Source organism: Neoroseomonas eburnea, assembly GCF_018129005.1.
Classification (GTDB): domain Bacteria; phylum Pseudomonadota; class Alphaproteobacteria; order Acetobacterales; family Acetobacteraceae; genus Neoroseomonas; species Neoroseomonas eburnea.
The window spans coordinates 120,103-143,661 of record NZ_JAAEDL010000007.1 but is presented as its reverse complement, the minus strand read 5'-3'; the positions used below and the strand labels follow the sequence as shown (position 1 = coordinate 143,661).

General features: G+C 72.0%; 19 protein-coding genes. 10 read left to right on the top strand and 9 right to left on the bottom strand.

The features are described from left to right. Positions 1 to 7: 7 nt before the first annotated feature. From GXW74_RS09280 to chrA, 7 genes are all read left to right on the top strand, one after another. Entirely contained in the window at positions 8 to 916 is a 909-nt protein-coding gene (locus GXW74_RS09280) for a fumarate hydratase (RefSeq protein ID WP_246523113.1), read from the top strand. Beyond that, positions 916 to 1,419: a GNAT family N-acetyltransferase gene (locus tag GXW74_RS09275; protein ID WP_211846209.1), complete on the top strand. Its 504-nt coding sequence runs from the start codon at positions 916 to 918 to the stop codon at positions 1,417 to 1,419. The genes GXW74_RS09280 and GXW74_RS09275 overlap by 1 nt, the downstream gene beginning before the upstream one ends. Beyond that, positions 1,416 to 2,024, top strand: coding sequence for a fumarate hydratase C-terminal domain-containing protein (locus GXW74_RS09270; RefSeq protein ID WP_211846208.1), 609 nt, complete (start codon positions 1,416 to 1,418; stop codon positions 2,022 to 2,024). The genes GXW74_RS09275 and GXW74_RS09270 overlap by 4 nt, the downstream gene beginning before the upstream one ends. Then, positions 2,024 to 2,218 (top strand): hypothetical protein, encoded by a 195-nt coding sequence (locus GXW74_RS09265; protein ID WP_211846207.1) that lies wholly within the window; start codon positions 2,024 to 2,026, stop codon positions 2,216 to 2,218. The genes GXW74_RS09270 and GXW74_RS09265 overlap by 1 nt, the downstream gene beginning before the upstream one ends. Before the next feature lie 21 nt (positions 2,219 to 2,239). After that, positions 2,240 to 3,976 carry an L-aspartate oxidase gene (locus GXW74_RS09260; protein WP_211846206.1) on the top strand — a complete coding sequence of 579 codons (1,737 nt, stop codon included), beginning with the start codon at positions 2,240 to 2,242 and terminating at the stop codon, positions 3,974 to 3,976. A 279-nt stretch (positions 3,977 to 4,255) separates the two neighbouring features. Further along, entirely contained in the window at positions 4,256 to 5,071 is an 816-nt protein-coding gene (locus GXW74_RS09255; RefSeq protein ID WP_211846205.1) for a chromate resistance protein ChrB domain-containing protein, read from the top strand. Beyond that, positions 5,068 to 6,393, top strand: a complete 1,326-nt coding sequence (gene chrA, locus GXW74_RS09250) for a chromate efflux transporter (RefSeq protein WP_211846204.1) — start codon at positions 5,068 to 5,070, stop codon at positions 6,391 to 6,393. Before GXW74_RS09255 ends, chrA begins: the two co-directional genes overlap by 4 nt. Positions 6,394 to 6,787: 394 nt before the next feature. On the opposite strand, the gene GXW74_RS09245 is transcribed toward chrA, so the two are convergent. After that, complete coding sequence (locus GXW74_RS09245) at positions 6,788 to 7,903, bottom strand: Kelch repeat-containing protein (RefSeq protein WP_211846203.1); 1,116 nt, start codon at positions 7,901 to 7,903, stop codon at positions 6,788 to 6,790. Positions 7,904 to 8,021: 118 nt separating this feature from the next. Here GXW74_RS09245 and GXW74_RS09240 point away from each other — a divergent pair, with 118 nt between their 5' ends. Beyond that, the gene (locus GXW74_RS09240; RefSeq protein WP_211846202.1) at positions 8,022 to 9,587 is read left to right on the top strand and encodes an ABC transporter substrate-binding protein; all 1,566 of its coding nucleotides are present in this window, start codon (positions 8,022 to 8,024) and stop codon (positions 9,585 to 9,587) included. A 40-nt stretch (positions 9,588 to 9,627) separates the two neighbouring features. On the opposite strand, the gene GXW74_RS09235 is transcribed toward GXW74_RS09240, so the two are convergent. From GXW74_RS09235 to GXW74_RS09200, 8 genes are all read right to left on the bottom strand, one after another. Next, positions 9,628 to 10,098 (bottom strand): aminoacyl-tRNA deacylase, encoded by a 471-nt coding sequence (locus GXW74_RS09235; protein ID WP_211846201.1) that lies wholly within the window; start codon positions 10,096 to 10,098, stop codon positions 9,628 to 9,630. A 98-nt stretch (positions 10,099 to 10,196) separates the two neighbouring features. Beyond that, the gene (locus GXW74_RS09230) at positions 10,197 to 12,488 is read right to left on the bottom strand and encodes a molybdopterin guanine dinucleotide-containing S/N-oxide reductase (protein WP_211846200.1); all 2,292 of its coding nucleotides are present in this window, start codon (positions 12,486 to 12,488) and stop codon (positions 10,197 to 10,199) included. 1 nt (position 12,489) lies between these two features. After that, complete coding sequence (locus GXW74_RS09225; protein ID WP_211846199.1) at positions 12,490 to 13,443, bottom strand: sterol desaturase family protein; 954 nt, start codon at positions 13,441 to 13,443, stop codon at positions 12,490 to 12,492. A 103-nt stretch (positions 13,444 to 13,546) separates the two neighbouring features. Next, a complete protein-coding gene (locus GXW74_RS09220) occupies positions 13,547 to 14,353 on the bottom strand; it encodes a polysaccharide deacetylase family protein (protein ID WP_211846198.1) in 807 nt (268 codons plus the stop codon). Next, positions 14,316 to 15,257, bottom strand: a complete 942-nt coding sequence (locus GXW74_RS09215) for a YncE family protein (protein ID WP_211846197.1) — start codon at positions 15,255 to 15,257, stop codon at positions 14,316 to 14,318. Before GXW74_RS09215 ends, GXW74_RS09220 begins: the two co-directional genes overlap by 38 nt. 554 nt (positions 15,258 to 15,811) lie before the next feature. After that, complete coding sequence (gene msrB, locus GXW74_RS09210; protein ID WP_211846196.1) at positions 15,812 to 16,237, bottom strand: peptide-methionine (R)-S-oxide reductase MsrB; 426 nt, start codon at positions 16,235 to 16,237, stop codon at positions 15,812 to 15,814. A gap of 177 nt (positions 16,238 to 16,414) precedes the next feature. Then, positions 16,415 to 16,972, bottom strand: a complete 558-nt coding sequence (gene msrA / locus GXW74_RS09205) for a peptide-methionine (S)-S-oxide reductase MsrA (RefSeq protein WP_211846195.1) — start codon at positions 16,970 to 16,972, stop codon at positions 16,415 to 16,417. 49 nt (positions 16,973 to 17,021) lie between these two features. Further along, complete coding sequence (locus tag GXW74_RS09200) at positions 17,022 to 21,365, bottom strand: calcium-binding protein (protein WP_211846194.1); 4,344 nt, start codon at positions 21,363 to 21,365, stop codon at positions 17,022 to 17,024. Between the two features lie 181 nt (positions 21,366 to 21,546). On the opposite strand from GXW74_RS09200, the gene GXW74_RS09195 reads away from it, so the two are divergent. Together GXW74_RS09195 and GXW74_RS09190 are read left to right on the top strand one after the other, a co-directional pair. After that, positions 21,547 to 22,188 (top strand): MBL fold metallo-hydrolase, encoded by a 642-nt coding sequence (locus GXW74_RS09195; RefSeq protein WP_246523112.1) that lies wholly within the window; start codon positions 21,547 to 21,549, stop codon positions 22,186 to 22,188. Beyond that, a complete protein-coding gene (locus GXW74_RS09190) occupies positions 22,185 to 23,420 on the top strand; it encodes a serine hydrolase domain-containing protein (RefSeq protein WP_211846193.1) in 1,236 nt (411 codons plus the stop codon). Before GXW74_RS09195 ends, GXW74_RS09190 begins: the two co-directional genes overlap by 4 nt. The last annotated feature ends 139 nt before the right edge of the window (positions 23,421 to 23,559 follow it).

Genomic DNA, 23,559 nt, shown 5'->3' with positions numbered 1-23,559 from the left:
AAGCGCGATGACGCTGATGACGAAGCCGGGGGTGGAGCCACTGCGCGTGGAACCGGAGGCGATCGAGGAAGCCGCGAAGCTGCTCTACATCCGCGCCTGCAAGATCCTGCCCGACGACATCAAGGCCGGCTTCGCCAGGCTGGACGGCGCCGAGACCGACGCGACCGCGAAGACCATCCTCGCCACCATGATCGAGAACATCGGCGTGGCGGAGCGGATGGACAACCTGCTCTGCCAGGACACCGGCATCCCGATCTTCAACGTGCTCATCGGCCGCAACGTGCAGGTGGATGGCTGGTCGTTGAAGGAGGCGATCGCCAGGGGCACCGCGCGGGCGACGCGCGAGCACCCGCTGCGCTCCTCCGTGGTGCACCCGATCACGCGGAGGAACGAGCACACCTCCTGCGGCGAACGCGTGCCGGTCGTCAACATCGACTTCACCGATGCCGAGCGCGAGCTGCGGATCGAGATGATCCCGAAGGGTTCGGGCTCCGAGAACGGCTCCTTCCTGCAGATGCTGATCCCGGCCGACGGCGTCGCCGCGGTGAAGCGCTTCGTGGTGGACCGTGTCATCCAGGCGGGGGGAAAGGTCTGCCCGCCGACCATCGTCGGCGTCGGCGTCGGCGGCACCTCGGATCTCTGCATGCACCTCGCCAAGATCGCGGCGACGCGGCCGCTCGGCACGCGCTGCGCGGATGCGGAGGGGGCGAAGCTGGAAGCGGAGCTGTCCGAGGCGGTGAACGCCCTGGGGATCGGCCCGCAGGGGCTGGGCGGGGATTCCACCGCCTTCGCCGTGCATGTCGAGACCGCCGCGACGCACATCACGATGAACCCCGTGGCGGTGAACATCCAGTGCCACTCCGCGCGGCGCGCGAGCGCGACCTTCACCCCCGAAGGCATCCGGATCGGCTTCTGATGGTCACGGTCACCGAGGCCACCCCGGCGGACCGCACCGCGCTCGTCTCGCTGCTGGCGGAGATGGCCGGCTTCTATGCCGAGCACCGCGACGTCCGGACCCTCGCCGCGGCGGCGGAGGCGCTCACCTCGCCTGCCGGCCGCGCCGGCCCCTTCTGCCTCATCGCCCGCGCCGGCGACATGCCGGCGGGGCTCGCTTCGCTCTCGGGATTCTTCCCCGCCTTCGACTTCACCTGGGGCCTGCTGCTCAAGGACATCTACGTGGCCGAAGCACATCGCGGCAGCGGTGCCGCGCATGCGCTGATGACGGCGGCGATGCAATTCGCCGCCACGCGCGGCTACACCCGCGTCGACTGGACGACGGACGGCACCAATGCCCGGGCGCGCGCCTTATATGCCAAGCTCGGCGTCGCGCCCTCGGGCAAGATCTTCTATCGTCTGACGGGCAGCGCGCTGGCGGCTGCCGCCTGCGGCGACTGGCTCGCGCAAGGGAAGGCGCCATGACCCACCACGTGCTGCCCATGCCGATCACCGAGGACCAGGTGCGCGCCTTGCGCATCGGCGACACGGTGACGCTCGAGGAAACGCTCTACGGCATCCGCGACGCGACGCAGATCCACATGTTTGACCATGGGCGGCGGACGAAGTTCGACCTGCGCGGCCATGCGGTGATCCACACCGCGCCGAACCTGCGCAAGGTGGAGCGGTCCGGCACCAACCATTCGGGCTACGAGCCGGTCTGCATCGGCACCACCACCTCCGACCGCATGGAACGCTTCACGCGGCCGCTGATGGAACGCGAGGGCGTGCGCATCATCATCGGCAAGGGGGGCCTGCGCGACGGGTCGCTGGAGGCGTTCCGCGACCTCGGCGGGGCGTACCTGGCGGTGGTCGGCGGCGCGGCGGCGCTGGAGACGACCTGGATCGAGGCGGTGGAGGATGTCGATCTCGACGACCTCAACCCTGAATCGCTCTACAAGTTCCGCATCAAGGGCTTCGGGCCGCTGCTGGTGGCGATGGATGCGCATGGCGGCAGTCTCTACGCGACGGTGAACGCGGAGGCGGCGAGGCGGCGGCAGGCCGTGCTGGAAAAGCTGGGGGCGGCGTGATGATCGCCCTTTCGCTGGCCTTTCTGCTGCAGGCCGTGCCGCCGCCCTTCGCGCAGCTTGTCTCGACCATGATGTTCGGCGTCACCGCCCGGCCCATCGAATACGTGGTCCCGGCGCCCCCTGCCCTGCCCGCCGCCCCGCCGGCCGAGGATTGCCGTTGCGGCATCCCGTCCAGCCCGCGGGGGCCGCGGTGATCCGGCACAGGACAGCTTCGCATGGCTGAGGGCACGACCATCCGGCGCCGCCGCACCGATATCCTCGTCCTCGGCGCGGGCGGCGCCGGGCTGCTCGCCGCGCTGCACGCGAAGGATGCCGCACCGGATCTCGACGTGACGATCGCGGTGAAGGGCCTGCTCGGGAAATGCGGCTGCACCCGCATGGTCCAGGGCGGCTACAACGTCGCCATCGCCGCGGGGGATTCCGCCGAGCGCCATTTCATGGACACGCTCGACGGCGGGAAATGGCTGAACGACCAGGATCTCGCCTGGACGCTGGTGGTCGGCGCGCAGCAGCGCATCCGCGAGCTGGAGAACCGCTGGGGCTGCTTCTTCGACCGCAACCCGGACGGCACCATCCACCAGAAGGCCTTCGCCGGCCAGACCTTCGACCGCACCGTGCACAAGGGCGACCTGACGGGGATCGAGATCGTCAACCGTCTCGCCGAACAGGTCTGGGCACGCGGCATCCGCCGCATGGAGGAACACCGCGCCGTCGCGCTGATCCGGTCGAAGGACGGGTCGCGTCTCTCGGGCGTGCTGCTGATCGACATGCGCTCGGGGGCGCCGGTCTTCGTGCAGGCGCGCGCGGTGCTGCTCGGCACCGGCGGCGGGCCGACCATGTACAAGTACCACACGCCGTCGGGCGACAAGGCCTGCGACGGCATGGCGATGGCGCTGCGCGCGGGCCTGCCGCTGCGCGACATGGAGATGGTGCAGTTCCACCCGACCGGCGTGCTCGCCGGCCCCGGCACGCGCATGACCGGCACCATCATCGAGGAAGGGCTGCGCGGCGCCGGCGGCCACCTGCTCGGCGGCGACGGGCAGCGCTTCATGCACAGATACGACCCGCGCAGCGAACGTGCGACCCGCGACATCGTCTCGCGGTCCATGCAGCGGGAGATCCTCGCCGGCAACGTGAACGAGGCCGGTGGGCTGTGGATCGAGATGAGCCATCTCGGCGCCGACCGCGTCCGCCGCGAGTTCAAGGGCATGGTCGAACGCTGCGCGGACAACGGCTTCGACCTCGCCGCCGGCCGCGTGCCGGTGGTGCCGACGGCGCATTACATGATGGGCGGCGTGGTGTTCCGCGCCGACGGTTCCACCGACCTGCCGGGCCTCTTCGCCGCCGGCGAGGACACCGGCGGCGTGCACGGCGCCAACCGCCTGGGCGGCAACGGCGTGGCGAATTCCACCGTCTTCGGCGGCATCGCCGGCGACAGCATGGGCGCCTGGGTGCCGCGCGAGGGCAGCTTCGAGGAACCGGACAGCGCCGCCCTGGCGGAAGCGGCCGCCTTCATCCACGCCCCCTTCGCGCGGCCGGCGCGCAACCTCTCGCCGATCCGCGACGCGCTGCTGGAGCTGATGTGGGACAAGGCCGGCATCCTGCGCGACGGCGCCGGCCTCGCGGCCTGTGCCACCGGGCTCGATGCGCTGGAGGCCGAGCTGGACGCTGCCGGCGTGGACGGGCGCGACCGCGCCTTCAACCTCACCTGGCACGACTGGCTGAACCTGAAGTCGCAGATCCTGGTCAGCCGCGCCATCGTCGCCGCGGCGCGGGCGCGCGAGGAATCCCGTGGCGCCCACTGGCGCGAGGACTTCCCGCAGACACAGCCCGAGGCCGATGGCCTCGCCGCGACGCGGGTGACGCTCGCCGGCGGCGACATCGCGCTGGACTGGCAGCCGGTCGCCTTCACCCGGCTGCGGCCCGGCGAGAGCCTGCTGGCCGCCGAATAGGCCGCGCGGGCTGGCTCCCGTCGGTCAGGGCCAGGCCCCGCGAGCCCGGATGAGCCCGGCGAGGCAGCGCGGCGGAAGGCCTGGCCGGCAGGCGACGGCTCGCCGGGGGCGAGGACGCCGCCATGCGGCGCCCTCGCGGACCGACCGATGCCGGGAACGCGCACCTTGACACTGCGCGGCCCGCTACCCATCGTCTCACGCAAGGGGATGTCCGCGATCACCCCGTGAGGCTCCGGCCGAAGCATCGCGTCCCAAACTCCAAGTGGAGAGGACGCCCCCATGCCGGCTCCCACCATCGTCACCATCCAGCAGCTCGCCCGCCGCATCGGCCTGCCCGATGCCCCGGTGCTCGTCGATGTCCGCACCGAGGAGGACGCGGCGGCCGATCCGCGCCTCCTGCCCGGCGCCATCCGCCGCAGCCATGCCGACGTCGCCGCCTGGGCCGGCGGCCTGGCCGGGCGCGACGTGACCGTGATCTGCCAGAAGGGGCTGAAGCTGAGCCAGGGCGTCGCCGCCTGGCTGCGCCATGCCGGCGCCGATGCGGAAACCCTCGAAGGCGGCTTCGAGGCCTGGCGCGAGGCCGCCCTGCCGCTGCTCTCGCCCACCCATCTGCCGCCGCGCGACGCGGCCGGGCGCACCGTCTGGGTCACGCGGGCGCGGCCCAAGATCGACCGCATCGCCTGCCCCTGGCTGATCCGCCGCTTCGTCGACCCGGCGGCGGTCTTCCTCTTCGTCGCGCCGTCCGAGGTCGCCGCCGTCGCCGACCGCTTCGGCGCCACGCCCTTCGACGTCGAAGACGTCTTCTGGTCCCATCGCGGGGACCGCTGCACCTTCGACGTGATGCTCGACGACTTCGCCCTGCATACCGAGGCGCTCGACCGCCTCGCCCTGATCATCCGCGGCGCCGACACGGCGCGGCCGGAGCTGGCGCCGGAAGCCGCCGGGCTGCTTGCCGCCTCGCTCGGCCTGTCGCGCATGCATCGCGACGACCTGGTGCAGCTCGAAGCCGGGCTCGCGCTCTACGATGCCTTCTATCGCTGGGCGCGCGACGCGACCGACGAGACCCACAACTGGCCCGCGCCGAGGCCCGCATGAAGCCGCAACCGCACTTCCCCACCTTCGCCGAGGCGCTGCGCGTCTGGCTGCGCGTCGGCCTGCTGTCCTTCGGCGGGCCGGCGGCGCAGATCGCGGTCATGCACCGGGAGGTGGTGGACGACCGCCACTGGGTCTCCGACGCCCGGTTCCTGCATGCGCTGAACTTCTGCATGCTGCTGCCGGGCCCGGAGGCGACGCAGCTCGCCACCTATCTCGGCTGGCTGATGCATGGGGTGAAGGGCGGCGTCGCGGCAGGGGTGCTCTTCGTCCTGCCGGGCGCCGTGGTGATGCTGGCGCTGTCCCTGATCTACGCGACGCTCGGCGAGGTGCCGGTCGTCGCCGCCCTGTTCTTCGGCCTGAAATGCGCCGTGCTGGTGCTGGTGGTCGAGGCGCTGCTGCGCGTCGCGAAGCGCGCCCTGCACGGCGGCGCGGCCTGGGCGCTGGCGGCCGCGGCCTTCATCGCCCTCGCCCTGTTCGGCGTGCCCTTCCCGATCGTGGTGCTGGCGGCGCTCGGCATCGGCTTCGCGCTGCCATCGGCCTTCGTCGCCGGCGGCCACGGCAAGGCGAAGGACGGCCCGCCGGCGCTGCTCGATGCCGCGCTCGCCGCCGAGCCGGACCGCATCGCGCGCATGACCGCCGCCGCCCGGCGCGCCGGGCTGGTGACCCTCGTCCTCTGGCTCTGGCCGGTGGCGCTGCTGATGGGCACGCCGGTCTGGGGCGACATCGCCTGGTTCTTCTCCAAGATGGCGGTGGTCACCTTCGGCGGCGCCTATGCGGTGCTCGCCTACGTCGCGCAGGAGGCGGTGGAGAACTACCGTTGGCTGACGGCGCCGGAGATGCTGGCGGGCCTTGGCCTGGCCGAGACGACGCCGGGGCCGCTCATCCTCGTGCTGCAGTTCGTCGGCTTCCTCGCCGGCTATCGCGGCAGCGGCATCGCCGGCGGCGTCGGCGGCAGCCTGCTGACGCTCTGGGTCACCTTCGCGCCCTGCTTCGCCTTCATCTTCCTCGGCGCACCCTTCGTCGAGCGGATGCATGACGAGCCTCGCCTCAAGGGCGCGCTGGCCGGGGTGACGGCGGCGGTCGTCGGCGTCATCGGCAACCTGGCACTGTGGTTCGGGCTGCGGGTGATCTTCGCGGAGGTGCAACGCGTGCCGCTCGGCCCCGCCGCCGTCGACATCCCAGTGCTCGCCACGCTGCAGCCGGCGGCGCTGGCGCTGGCAGTGCTCGCCGCCACGCTGCTGTTCGGCCTGAAGCTCGGCCTCGCCCGCGTGCTGGCCGTCTGCGCCGCGGCGGGGCTCGCGCTGTCCTTCCTGCCGGTCTGATACCAGTGGCCCGTTTGCCTGACCTGTGGAACCGAGAGGGGCCCTGCCCCTCTCGGGCTCTCCCCACCAAAGGCCCGAGGCCTTTGGAAACCGATACCTGGCGCCGTGCGCCACTGTCAGGATCAATGCCGAGACCCGCCCTTGCGCACGAAACGCGCCCGTAGCGATCGGACTGACTGAACCGCGCGGCACCAGATGATGGTTTCCAAAGGCCTCGGGCCTTTGGCGGGGTGGCTTGGAGGGGCAGAGCCCCTCCAATTCCGCCCTCACCGGTCATTCCAAAGAGCCGTTGGTACGACTCGGCATCAGGGTCCCGGCGTCGCGCGCGGCGGCCCCGCGCGCACCATGCCGGTGGCGCCCCCAACCGCGGGGCGGGTTCTTCATGCGGCCGGCATCAGCCCGGCGTGAAGGCCTCGTGCACCGCGGTCTGGATGCCGCCGCCGACGATCGGCCCGCCGCCCGCCACCGAGATCCATTCGCCGACCAGCGCGGCGCCGAGGCCATGCCGCGGCGTCGGCATCGGCGCGTGGCTCTGCCATGAATCCGTGGCCGGGTCGTAGGATTCGAGGCTGCCGATGACGCGGTCGATCGGGCGGTTCCGCGCGTCATACAGCCGTTCCTCCCCGCCGAAGCACCACATCCGCCCGCGCAGCAGCACCATGCCGTGGCCGGAACGCGGCGTCGGGATCGGCGCACGCAGCCGCCAGGTGTCGCTGGCCGGATCATAGACGTGGTGCAGGCCGGTGTTGTTCTCGAAGGTGTTGAACCGACCGCCGACGACATGGATGCGCCCTTCCCACACCGCCACGCCGGCATGGTCGCGCGCGGCCGGCAGGGGGCGGCGCAGGGACCAGCGATCCGCCTGCGGGTCGTAGACCTCGTTCCAGGCGATCGAGGCGCGCTCCGCCGCCGGGTCGGTGGCGCCGCCGATGTGGTAGATCTTGCCCTCCACCGCGGCGACGGCGCCCGCCGCGCGCGGGCGCGGCATGGGCGCGATCCGCTCCCACTTGTCCTCGGCGACGATATAGACGAAGGCGAGGTTGTCCGCCGCGCGGTTCTGCTCGGTGAAGCCGCCGAGCGCATAGATCCGCCCGGCATCGGCCACCACGCCCACGTGGTTGGCCCCGCGCGGCAGCGGCGCGGCCGCCGTCCAGCGGTCGGCGTCCGGGTCGTAGACATGGTGGTAGGGCTTGTCGACCTGGCCGGTCGCATAGCCGCCGATCACATGCATGCGCCCGTTCCAGGAGGTCGCCCAGGCCATCTCGCTGCGCGGCAGCGGCAGCGGCGCGCGGGAAACCCAGCGCCCCGGCGGGCCGGCCGGCGCCGGGCTGTCCACCACGCGCTGCGCAAGCTGTTCCGGCGTCAGAGCCTGCGGGTTCGGCCCGCGCAGGGCGGACATCTGCTCCGCCGGGATGTTGGCGCCGTGATGCGCCCCATGATGCTGCGCCCGCGCCGGAGCCGCCACACCGGCAATGCCCAGCCCCGCGCCGACCAAGACCCTGCGCCGCATGCTTCGCCTCCCGTCCCGCGATATCGATGGTGGGCATCCGCGCGGCGCGATCAAGGCCCCCTTCGCCGCGGCATGAAAACTGCCATGCTGGCCCCCAGGACAATCCGCTGGAGAACCCATGCGCCGCACCTGCCTCGCCCTGCTGCTCGCCGCCGTCGTCTCGGCGCCGTCCCTGGCGCAGACGCTGACCATGGGCGCCGGCGCGCCCTCCACCTCGCTCGATCCGCATTTCTTCAACGCGGCGCCGAACGGCTCGGTGGCCTCGCATCTCTTCAGCCGCCTGGTGGAACGCGATTCACGCGTGCGTCCGCAGCCGGGCCTGGCGGAGTCCTGGCGCGCCGTCTCCGACACCGTCTGGGAATTCAAGCTGCGCCCCGGCGTGAAGTGGCATGACGGGCGGGACTTCACCGCCGAGGACGTCGTCTTCACCTTCGAACGCGCGCCCAACGTGCCGAACAGCCCGGGCGGCTTCGGCGGCTTCCTGCGCCAGGTGGCGCGGGTGGAGGTGGTGGACCCGCTGACGCTGCGCATCCACACCCGCGCGCCGCATCCGCTGCTGCCGGTCGATCTCTCCTACATCTTCATCATCTCCCGCCATGCCGGCGAGGGCGCGACCACCGAGGACTACAATGCCGGCCGCGCCGCCATCGGCACCGGCCCCTATCGCCTGCGCGCCCACATGCCGGGCGAGCGCGTCGAGTTCGAGCGCAACGACGCCTATTGGGGCCCGCGCGAGCCGTGGGCCCGCGCCACCTGGCGGGTGATCGCCAACGACACCGCCCGCACCGCCGCGCTGCTCGCCGGCGACGTGGACCTGATCGACCAGGTGCCGTCCTCGGACATCGAGCGGCTGCGGCGGGAGGGGCGCGTCTCGCTGCACCAGATCCAGGGCCTGCGCATGATCTACCTGCAGGCGGATTTCTCGCGCGACGGCAACCTGCCGGGCGTGACCGACACTGCCGGCCAGCCGATCGCGACCAATCCCTTCAGGGATGTCCGGGTGCGCCGCGCGCTGTCCATCGCCATCAACCGCCAGGCGCTGACCGACCGGGTGATGGAAGGCACCGCCGCGCCCTCGGGCCAGTGGCTGCCGCCGGGCGTCTATTCCTACAACCCGGCCGTGGCCGTGCCGGCCTTCGACGCCGAGCGCGCCCGTCGCCTGCTCGCCGAGGCGGGCTTCCCGCAGGGCTTCCGTCTGACCCTGACCTCCCCCAACGACCGCTATCCCAACGATGCCCGCACGGCGCAGGCGGTGGCCCAGATGTGGACCCGCATCGGCATCCGCACCGAGGTGCAGTCCCTGCCCTGGTCGGCCTTCTCGGCCCGCGCGGCCCGCCAGGAATTCGGCATGCGGCTGGCCGGCTGGGGCTCTTCGACCGGGGAGGCCTCCTACGCCGCCATCAACATCATGGGCACCTACAACCGCGAGCAGCGCCGCGGCGCCTCCAACCAGGGCCGCTATTCCAACCCGCAGTTCGACGCGCTGGTGGACCGCGCGACCACCATCATCGACGACGCCGCCCGCGAACGCGTGCTGCATGAGGTGGTGAAGATGGGCATGGACGACCTGGCGGTAATCCCGCTGTTCCACCTGATCAACACCTGGGCGACGCGACGCGGGCTGACCTACGAGGCGCGGATGGACGAGAGCACGCGCGCCATGGCGGCGCGCGAGGCCCCGTAGGAACGCCGGCGCGCGGCCGCCGCCGGCCGGCCGCCGCGCTTCAGGGCGCGTGGCTGAAGCGCGCCCGCCTCGCGTCCTTGGTCAGGGCGCGGAAGGCCTCGCCGGAGACATGCACCAGGGTGCGGTGGTCGCCGGCCTCGAAGTAGAGGTCCTCGACCTTGTCGAGGCTCTCGTCGAGATATGTGGGCACGCCGTAGGCGGCGCCGATCGGCGGCACCGCCCCGGTCGCGCAGTCGTCGAACAGCTTCGCGATCTCCTGCTCGGAGGCCAGGCCAAGGCGCCGGTCCAAGATCTCCTGCAGGGTGCTCAGCTCGACGCGGTGGGTGCTCGGCACGACGGCGAGCACGTAGCCGGTCTCATGGTGGATCACGACGGGCTTGGCGACCTGCCGCCCCGGCACATGGGCGGCATGGGCCGATCCGGCGCTGGTCATGGCCTCGCTGTGCGCGACCTCGCCATAGTTGACGCCGGCGCCGTCGAGAAATTCCCGCAGCCGGTTAGCGATCGTCATCTGCCGCCTCCCTGGGGTGGGTGAAAGACTGGCCAACGATCCTGCGGATTCTCGCCCGCGCCGTGTTCCTGTCAATCAAATGCTCGGGCGGGTCGCCTTCACCCCGGCGGGTCGAAGGCGCGCACGGGGGGAAGGTTGCCGGCGAAGCCTTCGACCTCGACGCTGGTGAGCTGGCCCGTGCAGCCCTGCGCCAGGCGCGAGGTGCCGACATCCCGCGTCAGCACGTTCGGGTTGCCGTGGACGCACAGCGCCTTGTCGTCCTCGGGGTCCTCGGGGTCGTACCAGGCGCCGGTCGGCAGTTGCACCACGCCCGGGCGCACATCCTCGGACACCGCGGCGGTGGCGAGGCAGGCGCCGCGCGCGTTGAACAGGCGCACGATGTCGCCATCGGCGATGCCGCGCGGGGCGGCATCGGCCGGATGGATGCGCATCACCTCCCGCCCGCGCCGCTTCATCGCGCTGCTGTGGCCGCCGAAGTCGAACTGGCTGTGCAGCCGCGTCGCCGGCTGGTTCGCCACCAGCCAGAGCGGGCGTCCGGGCGCCGGCGCGTCGCTCGGCGCGAGCCAGGCGGGGTGGCCGGGGCAGTCCTCGTAGCCGAAGCCCGCGATGGTCGGCGAGGAGAGCTGGATGCGCCCGGTGCGTGTCGGCAGCGGCGCGCCCTCGGGGTCCTCGCGGAAGGCGCGGAGGATGCCGCCATCGTCCTCCTCCTGCGGCAGGAGGAGCTCGCCGGCTTCCCAGAAGGCGTCGAAATCGGGCGCGGGCAGGCCCTTCTCGGCGAGCCCCTTCTGCGTGGCGGCGTAGAGGTGCCGCAGCCAGCCGCGCGCATCGCGGCCTTCCGTGAAGGCCTCGCGGCTACCCAGCCGCTCGGCGAGGCCGGCGAAGATCTCGTAGTCGTCGCGCGCCTGGCCGAAGGGCTCGGCGATGCGGTGCATGGCGACCATCAGCGGATCGGTCGGCGCGGCGCCGATATCCTCGCGCTCAAGTGTCATGGTCGTCGGCAGCACGATGTCCGCATGCCGCGCCGTCGCGGTCCAGGCGATCTCGTGCACCACCAGCGTGTCCACCTTCGAAAAGGCCTGCCGCAGCCGGTTGAGGTCCTGGTGATGATGGAAGGGGTTGCCGCCCGCCCAGTAGACCAGCCGGATATCGGGATAGGCCATCCGCCTGCCGTCATAGTCGAAGGGCGCACCCGGGTTCAGCAGCATGTCGGAGATGCGCGCGACCGGGATGAAGGCGCCGACGCCGTTCTTCCCCTGCGGCAGCGCCGCCGCCGGCACCGCATTGTGCCGCTTGCCGTAGTGCGCGATGGCGCCGAGCGCGTAGTTGTAGCCGCCGCCCGGCAGGCCGATCTGGCCGAGCATCGCGGCGAGCACCCCCGCCATCCAGACCGGCTGCTCGCCATGCTCGGCGCGCTGCAGCGAATGGGCCATCACGATCAGCGACCGCCGCCCGGCCATGCGCCGCGCCAGCCCGGCGATGGTTTCCGCCGGCAGGCCGCAGATCGGCGCGGCCCACGCCGCCGTCTTCGCCACGCCGTCGGCCCGGCCGGTCAGATAGGCCTCGAATTCCTCCCAGCCCGAGCAGTAGCGGCCGATGAAGGCGGCATCGTGCAGCCCCTCGGCCAGCAGTGTATGCGCCATGCCGAGCATCATCGCCGTATCCGTCCCCGGCACCGGCGCGATCCATTCGGCGCGCGCCTCCTCGGGCAGGTCGTCACGCAGCGGGGAGACGTTGACGAACTCGCAGCCCCGCGCCGCCGCCGCCTGCATCGACCGGCGCTCGACATGGCGGCTGACGCCGCCGCTCGCGACCATGGAGTTCTTCAGCGCCATGCCGCCGAAGGCAACGCAGATGTCGGTATGCTCGACGATCTGTTCCCAGGTGACGTTGCGCCGCGTCACCGCCTCGAAGGGTCCGAGGAAATGCGGCAGGATCACCGCCGACGCCCCGGCGCTGTAGCTGTTGACCGACTTCACATAGCCGCCGAGGGCGATGTTCAGGAAGCGGTGGACCTGGCTCTGCGCGTGGTGGAAGCGCCCGGCGGAGGACCAGCCATAGGATCCGCCGAAGACGGCGCCCGGCCCATGCGTGTCGCGCACCCGCGCCAGTTCCCCGGCGAGCAGGTCCAGCACCTTGTCCCAGGCCATGGGAACGAACTCGTCGCGCCCGCGGCGGTCGGTCGGGCCGGGGCCGTTCTCGAGCCAGCCGCGGCGCACCATCGGCTCGGCGATGCGCGCGCGATGGCGCAGCGCCTCGGGAAAGTTCTGCAGGATGCCGTTCGGGTCGGGGTCGCCGGGGTGGGGTTCCACCACCAGCCGCCCGTCGCGCCAGCCGGCGGCGAAGACGCCCCAATGCGAGGAATGGGGCTTCAGCCGCGGCGGAGCGTTCATGTCAGGTCCCGGATCGTCCCGCGATGGCGCCTGCCATGCGCTTCAGGCCGACGAATTGTTGCCGCAGCCAGCCGCCGGTGGCCAGGGCCTCCGGCGCCTCGGGGTCCCCGGTGCGGGGGAAGACATCGCGGCGGAAATCAGCCGTGCCGAAGATCCAGTCCCAGACCGGGAAGAGCACCGCGTAATTCTTGCCGTGGTCGGCGGTGGACAGGATGCCGTGATGCAGCCGGTGGAAGCGGGGCGAGACGACCAGTCTCTCCCCGATCCGCCCGAAGGACAGCCGCACATTGGCGTGGGAGAGGCTTTCCGCCAGCCGCGTGATCAGCACCAGCAGCGGGAACTGGCCCGGCGGCACGCCGATCAGCAGCGCGATGACGCCGAACCACAGCGCGCCGATGATCTCGTCCAGGATGTGGTTGCGGTCGTCGGTCCAGAAGGTCATCTGGCGCTGGGCGTGGTGGATGGAATGCAGCGCCCACCACCAGCCGAAGCGGTGCTGGAAGCGGTGGCGCCAGTATTCGCCGAAATCGAGGACCACCACGTAGAGGAAGAAGGCGAGGATCGGCGCCTCGCGCAGCCCGGGGATCAGGTTCTCGAGCGTCGGCGGCACGAAGCCGCTGTCCGCCACCGTCCCTTCCCACCAGGCCTGCAGCGAGGCGAGCAGCACGAAGGCGATGAGCGGCAGCAGGCCGAGCCGCGTCAGCAGCGTGTAGACGATATCCGTGCGTATCGCGCCGCGGTCCGTCACCGGCTCCACCGGCCGCCAGGCCTCGAGTGGCCGGCAGACGGCGTAGACGACCAGGATGGAGAAGATGCCGAACAGGCCGAACTCGATCCAGTCGATGGCGTCGTCGGCCCAGTCCATCAGGCCGAGCTCGTACATCGCCGGCTGCACCAGCACCTCGAAGATCCAGCCGGTGACGCTGTCGAGGATGCGGTTGAAGGACTCGATCATGCCGAGAAGGTCCCAGGAAAGTTCGCGGAGGGCTGGAATCGGCCCCCCGCTGGGGGATGTTCGCACGGAAGGCCCGCTGCTGCTTCCATGCAGCCGGTCCGCGTTAGCGCCGGCCCTCGGCCGGCAGGGTGGCGAAGCAGAAGCCGCGGGACTGGAGGCCGGCGATCACCTCCTCCAGCACATTGGCATAGGGGTCGCGGCGGCTGCGGATGCCCCAATGCATCACCAGCACCTCCCCGTCCCGCAGGTTGCGCAGCGCACGGTCGGCCAGCGCACGGTCGGCCAGCGCACGGTTGGGATGCGCCTCGCTCGACAGCTCGTCGCCGAGGAAGCCGTTGGCGCTCCAGCCCTGGTGGCGCAGGCCGCAGGCCTCGGCCATGCGGATCGCGCCGGGCGTGGTGATGCCGCCCGGCGCCCGCCACAGCGGCAGCACCGTCGCGCCCGGCACCGCCTCCCGCAGGCGTTCGATCGGGCGGGCGAGCTCGCGGCACATCGCCGCCTGGTCCAGCACCTCCTCGCCTTCGCGGCTGCGGGAGACGTAGCGCACGCGGCCCGGGCCTGCGTCGCCGCGGAAGTACCAGTGGCGGTCGGTGTGGCTGGCGAAGACGTGGCCCTCGGCGGCGCGCGCCTGCCAGAAGGCGGCCCAGCCGGGGCCGAGGCTGCGTTCCCCGGTATGAGTCGGCTCATTGGCGACGAACAGCGTCGCGCGCACGTCGCGGCGCTTCAGGATCCCGGCGATCCGCTCCGCCTCCCGTCCCCATCCCGTGTCGATCGTCAGGTAGAGCGTCCCCGCGCGGCAGGCCGGCGAAACCTGCGCCGCGGCGGGCGCCGCTGCCAGCAGGCCGAGCAGCGGCGCGAGGAGGAGGTGCCGCCTAGTTTTCCGCACGGCGCGGCTGGACGAAGATGCCATGCGGGCTGCGGCCGACGCGGATGGTTTCGTATTCGCCGGTGCGCGTGTCGATGCGCGCGATCCGCCCGGCCCAGCGCAGCGTCGCCCAGAGCCGGCCATCCGGGTCGAAGGCGATGCAGTCCGGCCCGCCCGGGATGTCGAAGATGCGCCGGACCTCGAGCGTGGTCGGGTCGATCTCGGCGATGCGGCTCTGCACCCGGCTGGTCGCCCACAGCGCCTTGCCGTCCGGCGCCGCGAAGATGGTGTGCGCGCCGCGGCCGACCGGGATCTGCCGCTCCACTTCCCTCGTCTCCGGGTTGAGCACGGCGAAGTGGTCGGAGCCCATGATGCCGACGATCAGCCGGCCGCGATGCCAGACGATGCCCGCGGGCTCGCGGCCGATCGGCGCCTCCCACAGGACCTCGCGCGTTTCGAGGCTGACCGCGATCACCGTGCCGCTGCCCTGCAGCGTGACGTAGACCACCTTGCCGTCCGGCCGGAACGCCATGTGGGACGGCTTGTCCGGCGTGCGCAGCCGGGTCAGCAGCGTCGGGCCCTGGGCGTCGTAGATGTCCACCTGGTTGCGCCGCAGGCTGGCGATCACCAGATGCCGCCCGTCCGGTGAGAAATCGAGGTGATAGGGGTTGGAGATCCGCTCCCGCCGGCGCACCTCGCCGGAGGCCGGATCGACGAAAAAGATCTCGTTGCCGCCGGAATCGGCGATCAGCAGTTCCCGCCCTCCGGGGGCGAGGACCAGGTGGTGGACCTCCCGCAGCGCCGGGATGCGGCGCAGCTCCTCCCGCGTGATGGCATCGAGGACCGAGATGCTCGAATCCCCCGAATTCAGCACGTAGATGAGGTCCGCCGCCGCCGGACGCGCGAGCAGAAGGAGAGGCAGGATCAGGCAGGCGGCGAGGCGGCGCATGGCTCAGGCACACAAAGGGGCGGCGGCGGGGGGAGCCGTCGCGGCGGAACCTGCGCCGCCCCCGGGCGCGACGCAAGCACGGAGTCACGCCGCTGACACCACCGGCGGCGGGAGATGACGCAGGTCAAGCCGGCTGCACTCCCGGGCTTTCCCGCCCCGGGTCGCAACCCATGATGGAACGCGCCAGAGCGGTTTCCGTTCGCATTGGTTCACGGCAACCTCTCCAGCCCCTTGTTTTCGCGAGCATCTTCACCCGATCAGGCGGGTCCAACCGATCGGGATCTGCTCCAGGAGGCTGCTTGGTACCAGCGGCATGAATTCTTGCCTCGTGCCGAGGCCGCGACGGGCACCCGGTCGCCTTGCCTTGCAAGGTGACAGGGGATCCGGAATGCGGCCCGCGGGTGATCCGGCGAAGCCAACCAAACCTGAGGTTTGCGCCCGGCGTCCGAGGGCTCGAAAGCCCTCATGCCGACGGTCGTGAATAGCGGCCGCCGGTATGAGAATGCCGGCGCCGGCCAGGGAATGCGCCGAACGGCGCATTCCCGAACGGTCGCTCAGCCCTCCCCGGGGGCGAAGGCCATGGCTGCGCCGTTCATGCAGAAGCGCAGCCCGGTCGGCTGCGGGCCGTCGGGGAAGACATGGCCGAGATGCCCGCCGCAGCGCGCGCAATGCACCTCGGTGCGGGTCATGAGGAAGGAGCGGTCGATCGTGGTGCCGACCGCTCCCTCGATCGGCGCGAAGAAGGAAGGCCAGCCGCTGCAGCTTTCATACTTCGTCGCCGCATCGAAGAGCGGCGCGCCGCAGCCGGCGCAGGCGAAGGTGCCGGGACGCTTCTCGGCGTTCAGCGGGGAGGTGCCGGGGCGCTCCGTGCCGTGCTGGCGCAGCACGCGGAAAGCCTCGGGGGAGAGGATCGCGCGCCATTCCTCCTCGGTCCGGGTGACCGGGAAGGTTTCGGCAAGGGTGTCGCGCTTGGATGACATGTCGGGTCCTTCCTGAACTGTCGCCATGAGGGGGGGCGGCGCCCCCTCGGTCCAACTGGAGCGGCTTTCGCGGGCATCCTCACCCGATCGGGCCGGTCCATCCGATCGGGGTCAGCCCTGGCGTCCTGCCCGCGAACATCTCCGGATCTCCGGCGAACGACGCGGACAGGCGGGCCGCTAGGCCGCCGGGCGCTTCAGCCGCTCCGCGAACATCTTGCGGAACTTCAGCACCTTCGGCGCCACCACCGCCCGGCAATAGCCCGACCACGGGTTGCGCGCGAAATAGTCGTGGTGCTCCGGCTCGGCCGGCCAGAAGGGCGCCTCCGGCACCAGCTCGGTCACCAGGGGCGCGTCCCAGATGGCGGCCTTCGCCACCTCCTCCATCACCGCCCGCGCCGTCGCCGCCTGGGCCTCGGAATGCGTCAGGATGATCGAACGGTACTGCGGCCCGACATCCGCCCCCTGGCGGTCCCTGGTGGTGGGGTCGTGGATGGTGAAGAACACCCGCAGCAGGTCGGCATAGGAGAGTTCGGCCGGGTCGAAGACCACCCGCACCACCTCCGCATGGCCGGTCTTCTTGCCGCAGACCTCCTCGTAGCTCGGGTTCTCGACATGCCCGCCGGCGTAGCCCGAGGTGACCGAGACCACCCCGCGCAACTCCTTGAACACCGCCTCCAGGCACCAGAAGCAGCCGCCGCCGAGGGTCGCCGCCTCATGCCCCGCCTGTGCGATCATCACATCCTCCGTTGTCACCGATCTCCCTTCGCCATGTGGGGAGGAAAGGTCACGCGAGGAAGACGAAGTCCCCGGCCGTCAGCGCCGACTTCTGCACGCCGACCAGGATGGCCGCGTCGCCCGGCGCGAAATCGATGATCGCCCCGAGGCCGCCCTGCCGCGTCGAGGCCATCACCTCCTCGAAGCTGGTGAAGCGCAGGCCCTGCAGCAGGATGCGGTCCATGCCGGGGACGAAGTCCCGCACCGCGTCGATGGCGCTGCCGGCGCCGAAGACGAAGGTGTCGCGCCCGCCCTCCCCGAACAGGATATCCGCCCCGCCGCCGCCTTCCAGCGTGTCGTTGCCGTCGCGCCCGGCCAGGGTCTCGTTGAGCACGGTGCCGGTGATGCGGTTGGACAGCGCGTTGCCGATGCCGCCCGGCCCACCGGCCAGGACCAGGTCCTCGACGTGGTTGGGCAGGGTGTAGATGGCGGCGGTCGCCGCGATCACCCGGTCCAGCCCCTGCCCGGCGAATTCGACGATCCCCTCGACCTGGTCCGAGACGACGTAGGTGTCGTTGCCGTAGCCGCCATACATGAGGTCGTAACCGCCCCCGCCATCGAGCCAGTCGTCCCCCGCATCGCCGAACAGCGTATCCGTCAGGCTGTCCGCGCCGCCGAGGAGGCTGTCATCGCCGGCCTCCCCGCGCAGGACGTCGCGCCCCGCGCCGCCGTCCAGGATGTCGGCCTCGGTGCCGCCGAACAGCGTGTCGTCGCCCTCCTCCCCGTACAGGATGTCGTTGCCCTCCCGCCCCTGCAGGCGGTCGTGGCCGGCGCCGCCGCGGACGGTGTCGTCGCCCGCCATGGCGACCAGGAGATTGTCGGCCTCGTTGCCGAGGATGCGGTTGGCCTGGGCATTGCCGACGGCCCAGATGGCGCCCGCCCCGGCCGCCTGCACCAGCCATTCGACTTCCGCGCCGAGCGTATGGTTGCCGGAGGCGATGACGGTGTCCTGCCCCCCGCCGACGGATTCGACGGCGAGGTCGGTCGGCCGGTCCACCAGGTAGAGGTCGTTGCCGGCGCCACCGATCATCCGGTCGGTGCCCTCCCCGCCATCGAGCAGGTCGTCGCCGCCATTGCCGTCGAGCACGTCGTTGTCGTCGCCGCCGACCAGGGAATCATTCCCGAGCCAGCCGCGCAGCGCGTCGGCCCCCGCCCCGCCGAGGATCGTGTCGTCGCCCGCGTAGCCATCCAGCACGTCATTGCCGGCGAGGCCCTCGAGCCGGTCCGCGAAGCCGGTGCCCTGCATGGAATCGGCGAAGGCCGACCCGCGCAGCCCCTCGATGCCCAGCAGCGTGTCGCCCGCCGCCCCGCCGGCGACGAAGCCGTTGTGCAGCGTGACCGTCACCCCGAGTGTCGCCGATGCATAGGAGGCGATGTCGAAGCCGTCCCCGCCGACCAGCCGGTCCGCCCCCTCGCCCCCGGTGAGCAGGTCGTCGCCGGTGCCGCCGTCGAGCGTGTCGGCCCCGCCGCCGCCTTCCAGCGTGTCATTGCCGTCGCGGCCCTCGATCCGGTCCGCGAAGGCGCCACCGATCAGGCGGTTGCGCCCGGCGGAGCCGTAGAGGGTGATGGCGGCGGCGACGGCGGAGGCGTCCACCCCCTCGAAGCCGGTGGTGATGCCGCCACCCGACACCTGGTCGATGGCGCTGTCCAGCGTCACCGTGGCGGGGGCGAGCAGCACCAGCAGGTCGGTGTCGTCGCCGCCATCGGCGAAGGGGTCGGCGGGATCGTAGTCCACCGTGTCGTCGCCCGCCCCGGCATCGATGGAGTCGGCGCCCGCCGCCCCGGAGATCGAATCAGCCCCATCCCCGCCGAGCAGCGTGTCCGCGCCCTCGCCGCCGAGCAGCGTGTCGATGCCGATGCCGCCATAGAGCCGGTCATTGCCGAGGCCGCCGTCGAGGGAGTCCCGGCCATCCGCCCCCCAGAGGCTGTCGGCGCCCTCGCCGCCCGACAGCGTGTTGCGGGCGAAGATGCCGTCCACCTCGCCGATGCCGGGCCCCTCGGCGAAGAGTTCGTCTCCGCCGGCGCCGCCGTCGAGCGAATCATTGCCGGCGCCGCCCCAGAGCTGGTCGGCGCCGGCCGCCCCGAGCAGGGTGTCGTTCCCCTCGCCCCCCACCAGGCGGTCGGCGCCGTCGCGGCCGGTGAGCAGGTCCGCGCCGCCGAGGCCGAAGACCTCCTGGCCCGAGGCCGCGGCCGCGAGGCTGTCCGCGCCCGCCCCGCCGACCAGGATGCGGAAGGTGCCGTCGGCGAAGGCCTCCGGTGTCAGCGCCTCCGCCCCGCCGGGCCCGGCAGCGCCGATGCGGATCACCGCATCGTCGATGTCCAGGACCAGGTCCTGGTCGAGGTCGATGACGAACCAGCCGCCCGCCGGCTGCCCGCCCGAAACCGCCGGGATCCACCATGACTGGTAGTAGCCCGGCCCGATGCCCTCCCCCGGCAGCACCAATCCGAAGCCGACGCCTTGGGCAGCATCCCGCGCCGCCAGCGCGCCCCGCCAGGCGAGCGGCCCCGGCCCGAAGCTGCCGCCGACGAGGCCATTCACCAGGCCGAGGGAAATCACGTCGCCTTCGGCCGCGCTGAAATCCACCAGCCCATCGGCCTCGGCACCCGACGTCTCGTTCAGCCCCCGGGTGGAGAGGTCGATGACGAAGAGATCGGCACCCGTGCCGCCGGACATGAGGTCGCCGCCGAGGCCGCCGAGCAGCGTGTCGTTGCCCTCCCCACCGTCGAGCCGGTCATTGCCCTCCCGCGCATGGATCAGGTCGGCGCCGCGGCCGCCCTCCAGCCAGTCGTCCCCGGCATCGCCCCAGAGGAGGTCGTCATCCTCCTCCCCGCGCAACGTGTCGAGGCCGACACCGCCGAACAGCGCGTCCGGCCCGGCGCCGCCGAGCAGCAGGTTGCGGTCCTCCGCGCTCTCCGTCTCGGGGGTGTAGGGGTCGGCGGCGAACAGCGTGTCCCAGCCGTCGCCGCCCTCGAGCCAGTCGCTGCCGGGGCCGCCGCGCAGCTCGTCGGCGAGATCGCCGCCGCGCAGCGTGTCGTCGCCGAGCCCGCCCTCCAGCCAGTCCACCCCGTCGCCGCCGGAGAGGATGTCGTCCCCGCCCTCCCCCCACATGGCATCGTCGGTGCCGCCGCTGCCGGCCAGTGCATCATCCCCCGGCCCGCCGACGAAGCCGCCGAACTGGGCGACGAAATCCTCGGCCGACAGGGAGGTGGCGGCATCGCCCTCGGGCACGGCGATGCGCAGGAACAGGTCGCCCGCGCCGAAGCGCCCGTCATCGTCGAGATCGGCCCAGAGCTCGAAACGCCAGGCCTCGCCCTCCACCAGCCGCCAGAGCACGTCGGCGAAGCCATCCCCGATGCGGCTCGCCGGCAGCTGGACGCCGGAGCCTTCATAGCCCTCGAAGAGGAAGTCCGCGGCGGTGACATGGAAGGCGATGGCGCGGCCGATCTGCAGCGTCGGCGGCAGGGCGATGCGGTCGCCGCCCGCGCGGCCCGCTCCCTCGAAGCCGAGGATCGTGTCCGGCGTGGCGGGCGGGCTCTGCGCCCCGGGAGCGTCGAAGAGGAAGAGGTCGTTGCCGGCGTCGCCATCGAGCAGGTCGGTGCCGGCGCCGCCCTCGATCGTGTCGTCGCCCCAGCCGCCGGCCAGGGTGTCGTCGCCGCTGCCGCCGGCGAGAAGATCGGCGCCGAAGCCGCCGGTGAGCACGTCGTCCCCCGCGCCGGCGAGCAGCGCCATGGCGCCTGCCGCCGCGCTGCCATCGACGGCGAGGCGGGACCCGATGCCCTGCGCCGTGCCATCGACGGTGAAGACCGCGCCGGCATCCGGCGTTGCGGTGGCGACGGCGGCCGCATCGAGGGTCAGCGCGGCGTCGCCGCTGCCGACCTCGATGCGCTCGACCCCGGTGACGGTCGTCGCGGCGAGCGTGACCGAGAAGGTGCCGGACAGGGCAAGCACGTCCGCGGTACCGGCGCCGCCATCCAGCATGTCCGCGTCGGTCAGCGCGGCGCCGGCCTCGATGCGGTCGTCGCCGCCGCCCGCGGAGACGCTGTCCGCCCCGCCGCGGTCCACCGCGATCCAGTCCGCCCCGTCGCCGCCGCTGCGAGAGTTGCTGCCGCCGCCATCGAGCATGAGGAGGCTGCCATCGGCGAAGACCAGGTTCGCCGCGGTCAGCCCCGAGCCGCCGAGCCCGATGCCGAGCAGGCGCAGCGTCTCCCCCTGGGAGGAGACCAGCAGATCCGTCCCCGAGACGGCGAAGCGCAGCGAGGCTGCCGGCCAGCCCACCGGGAACTGCAACAGGTCCTCCGCCGGCGCGAAGACCAGGCTGCCGCCGGCGTAGTTGGGGAAGGCGTAGGTGGTCATCGCATCCTGCGATCGCTTCCCTACAAGAAAATCGCCCAAAAGTTGAATATTTGTGAAGCGGGCGGCGATTCCTGCCGGGTGGCCTCGCTGTCAGGACGCGCGGCGCGCGGCGCCGCCGGCGGGCGCCGGACCACGCCGCGCCCGGCTTGCCGGCCCGGGGCCGCCGCGCCAAGGTCCGGCCATGAGCATTGCCGCCGCCATCCTGCCCGTGACGCCCTTCCAGCAGAACTGCACCCTCGTCTGGGACGACGAGACGAAGGAGGGTGTGGTCGTCGATCCCGGCGGCGATGCCGACCGCATCCAGGAGGCGATCCAGCAGGCCGGCATCAAGGTGCAGCGCATCCTGCTGACCCATGGCCACCTGGACCATGCCGGCGCCGCGGCCGAGCTCGCCGAGGCGCTCGGCGTGCCGGTCGAGGGGCCGCAACGCGCGGATGAATTCCTGCTCGATGGCCTGCCGGACCAGGGCGCGCGCTACGGCATGGACTGCCGGGCCGTCACCCCCGACCGCTGGCTCGAGGAAGGCGACACGGTCGAGATCGCCGGCCAGGACTTCGCCGTGCTGCACTGCCCGGGGCACACGCCGGGGCATGTGGTGTTCGTCTCGACCGCGCTCGGCTTCGCGCTGGTCGGCGACGTGCTGTTCCAGGGATCGGTGGGGCGCACCGACTTTCCCTATGGCGACCACGCGGCGCTGATCTCGGCGATCCGGGGGAAGCTCTTCCCCCTCGGCGACGACATCCAGTTCATCTGCGGCCACGGGCCCGGCTCCACCTTCGGCACCGAGCGCCGCACCAACCCCTATGCGGGAGACGGCGCATGAACGTGATCCAGACCGACACCCCACCCCTCGCCCCGGTGCGGCCGGAAGCGGTGGGCATGTCCTCCGAACGGCTCGCCCGCATCCGCCCGGCGCTGGAGCGCGAGGTCGAGGAAGGCCGCTTCCCCGGTGGCGTCGTCGCCATCGCCCGCGAGGGCCGGCTCGTGCATCTCGAAGCCGTCGGCTATCTCGACGCCGAGGCGAAGGTGCCGATGCGTCCCGATGCGATGTTTGCCATCGCCTCGATGACCAAGCCGGTCTGCGGCGTCGCGGCGCTGTCCCTGGTCGAGGAAGGGCGGCTGCTGCTCTCGGACCCGGTCGGCGCCTATGTCCCGCCGCTGATGACCATGCAGGTCGCGAAGCCGACGCCGGGGATGCTCTCCGGCGAGGGTCCGATCGAGACGGAACCGCAGCGCCGGCCGATGACGGTGCAGGATGCGGCGCGCCACACCACCGGCTTCGTCTATGGCGGTTTCGGCGCCACGGCGGTGCACGCGGCGCATCCGGGCACCTCGCTGACCGTTGCGAGCGAGCATGACGCGGAAAGCCTGGCTGCCGCGCTGGCCGCGACGCCGCTGCGGCACCATCCGGGCGAGGCCTGGGAATACGGCTTCTCGACCGACGTGCTCGGGCTGGTGACGCAGGCGGCGGGCGGCGCCTCGCTCGGCACCCTCATGCGGGAGCGCATCTTCGCGCCGCTCGGGATGAACGAGACAGGCTACGCGCTGCCCGAGGGCGCCGCCGCGCGCTTCGCCAAGGCGCTGCCGAACTGTCCGCTGACCGGCAAGCCGCAAGCCGTCGCGGCGCCGCTTGCGGCGCCCCGGCTCGAAGTGGGCGGTGCGGGGCTGGTCTCCACCGCCTCGGACTACCTGCGCTTCGCCGAGATGCTGCGCGCCGGCGGATCGCTGGGCGGGGTCCGCGTGCTCTCGCCGGCCACGGTGCGCTGGATGGGGTCGGACCACCTGCAGGGCATCGAGGGCGGGCCGGACCGGATGGATCCGGGGCTGAAGGGCTATGGCTTCGGACTGACCGTCGCGGTGCGGAAGAACGCCGGCGGCTCCGCCTTCATGGGCGCGCCAGGGGCCTTCGGCTGGTCCGGCGTGTTCGGCACCTATTTCTGGGTGGACCCGGCCGAACGCCTGGCGGTGGTGCTGATGGCGCATGCCCCGGGGGAGATGCGGCTGCGCTACCGGCGGCTGATCAACATGCTGGCGTATCAGGCGATCGACGGCTGAACGGGCAAGAAGGTCGGGGGGAAGGAATTCCCCCCGATCCCCCCTTCTTCCTTGGCAACCGTTCGGTGGCGCCGGGCCGGCGGCCAGGGAAGGGCGGCGGATCGGGTCCCTGGTGGCGATCGGCCCAGCGCCGGCGGTG

Coding starts and splice junctions, on each gene's coding strand:
- GXW74_RS09280 (WP_246523113.1), top strand. CDS start 8: ATGACGCTGATGACGAAGCCGGGGGTGGAGCCACTGCGCGTGGAACCG.
- GXW74_RS09275 (WP_211846209.1), top strand. CDS start 916: ATGGTCACGGTCACCGAGGCCACCCCGGCGGACCGCACCGCGCTCGTC.
- GXW74_RS09270 (WP_211846208.1), top strand. CDS start 1,416: ATGACCCACCACGTGCTGCCCATGCCGATCACCGAGGACCAGGTGCGC.
- GXW74_RS09265 (WP_211846207.1), top strand. CDS start 2,024: ATGATCGCCCTTTCGCTGGCCTTTCTGCTGCAGGCCGTGCCGCCGCCC.
- GXW74_RS09260 (WP_211846206.1), top strand. CDS start 2,240: ATGGCTGAGGGCACGACCATCCGGCGCCGCCGCACCGATATCCTCGTC.
- GXW74_RS09255 (WP_211846205.1), top strand. CDS start 4,256: ATGCCGGCTCCCACCATCGTCACCATCCAGCAGCTCGCCCGCCGCATC.
- chrA (WP_211846204.1), top strand. CDS start 5,068: ATGAAGCCGCAACCGCACTTCCCCACCTTCGCCGAGGCGCTGCGCGTC.
- GXW74_RS09245 (WP_211846203.1), bottom strand. CDS start 7,903: ATGCGGCGCAGGGTCTTGGTCGGCGCGGGGCTGGGCATTGCCGGTGTG.
- GXW74_RS09240 (WP_211846202.1), top strand. CDS start 8,022: ATGCGCCGCACCTGCCTCGCCCTGCTGCTCGCCGCCGTCGTCTCGGCG.
- GXW74_RS09235 (WP_211846201.1), bottom strand. CDS start 10,098: ATGACGATCGCTAACCGGCTGCGGGAATTTCTCGACGGCGCCGGCGTC.
- GXW74_RS09230 (WP_211846200.1), bottom strand. CDS start 12,488: ATGAACGCTCCGCCGCGGCTGAAGCCCCATTCCTCGCATTGGGGCGTC.
- GXW74_RS09225 (WP_211846199.1), bottom strand. CDS start 13,443: ATGATCGAGTCCTTCAACCGCATCCTCGACAGCGTCACCGGCTGGATC.
- GXW74_RS09220 (WP_211846198.1), bottom strand. CDS start 14,353: ATGGCATCTTCGTCCAGCCGCGCCGTGCGGAAAACTAGGCGGCACCTC.
- GXW74_RS09215 (WP_211846197.1), bottom strand. CDS start 15,257: ATGCGCCGCCTCGCCGCCTGCCTGATCCTGCCTCTCCTTCTGCTCGCG.
- msrB (WP_211846196.1), bottom strand. CDS start 16,237: ATGTCATCCAAGCGCGACACCCTTGCCGAAACCTTCCCGGTCACCCGG.
- msrA (WP_211846195.1), bottom strand. CDS start 16,972: ATGATCGCACAGGCGGGGCATGAGGCGGCGACCCTCGGCGGCGGCTGC.
- GXW74_RS09200 (WP_211846194.1), bottom strand. CDS start 21,365: ATGACCACCTACGCCTTCCCCAACTACGCCGGCGGCAGCCTGGTCTTC.
- GXW74_RS09195 (WP_246523112.1), top strand. CDS start 21,547: ATGAGCATTGCCGCCGCCATCCTGCCCGTGACGCCCTTCCAGCAGAAC.
- GXW74_RS09190 (WP_211846193.1), top strand. CDS start 22,185: ATGAACGTGATCCAGACCGACACCCCACCCCTCGCCCCGGTGCGGCCG.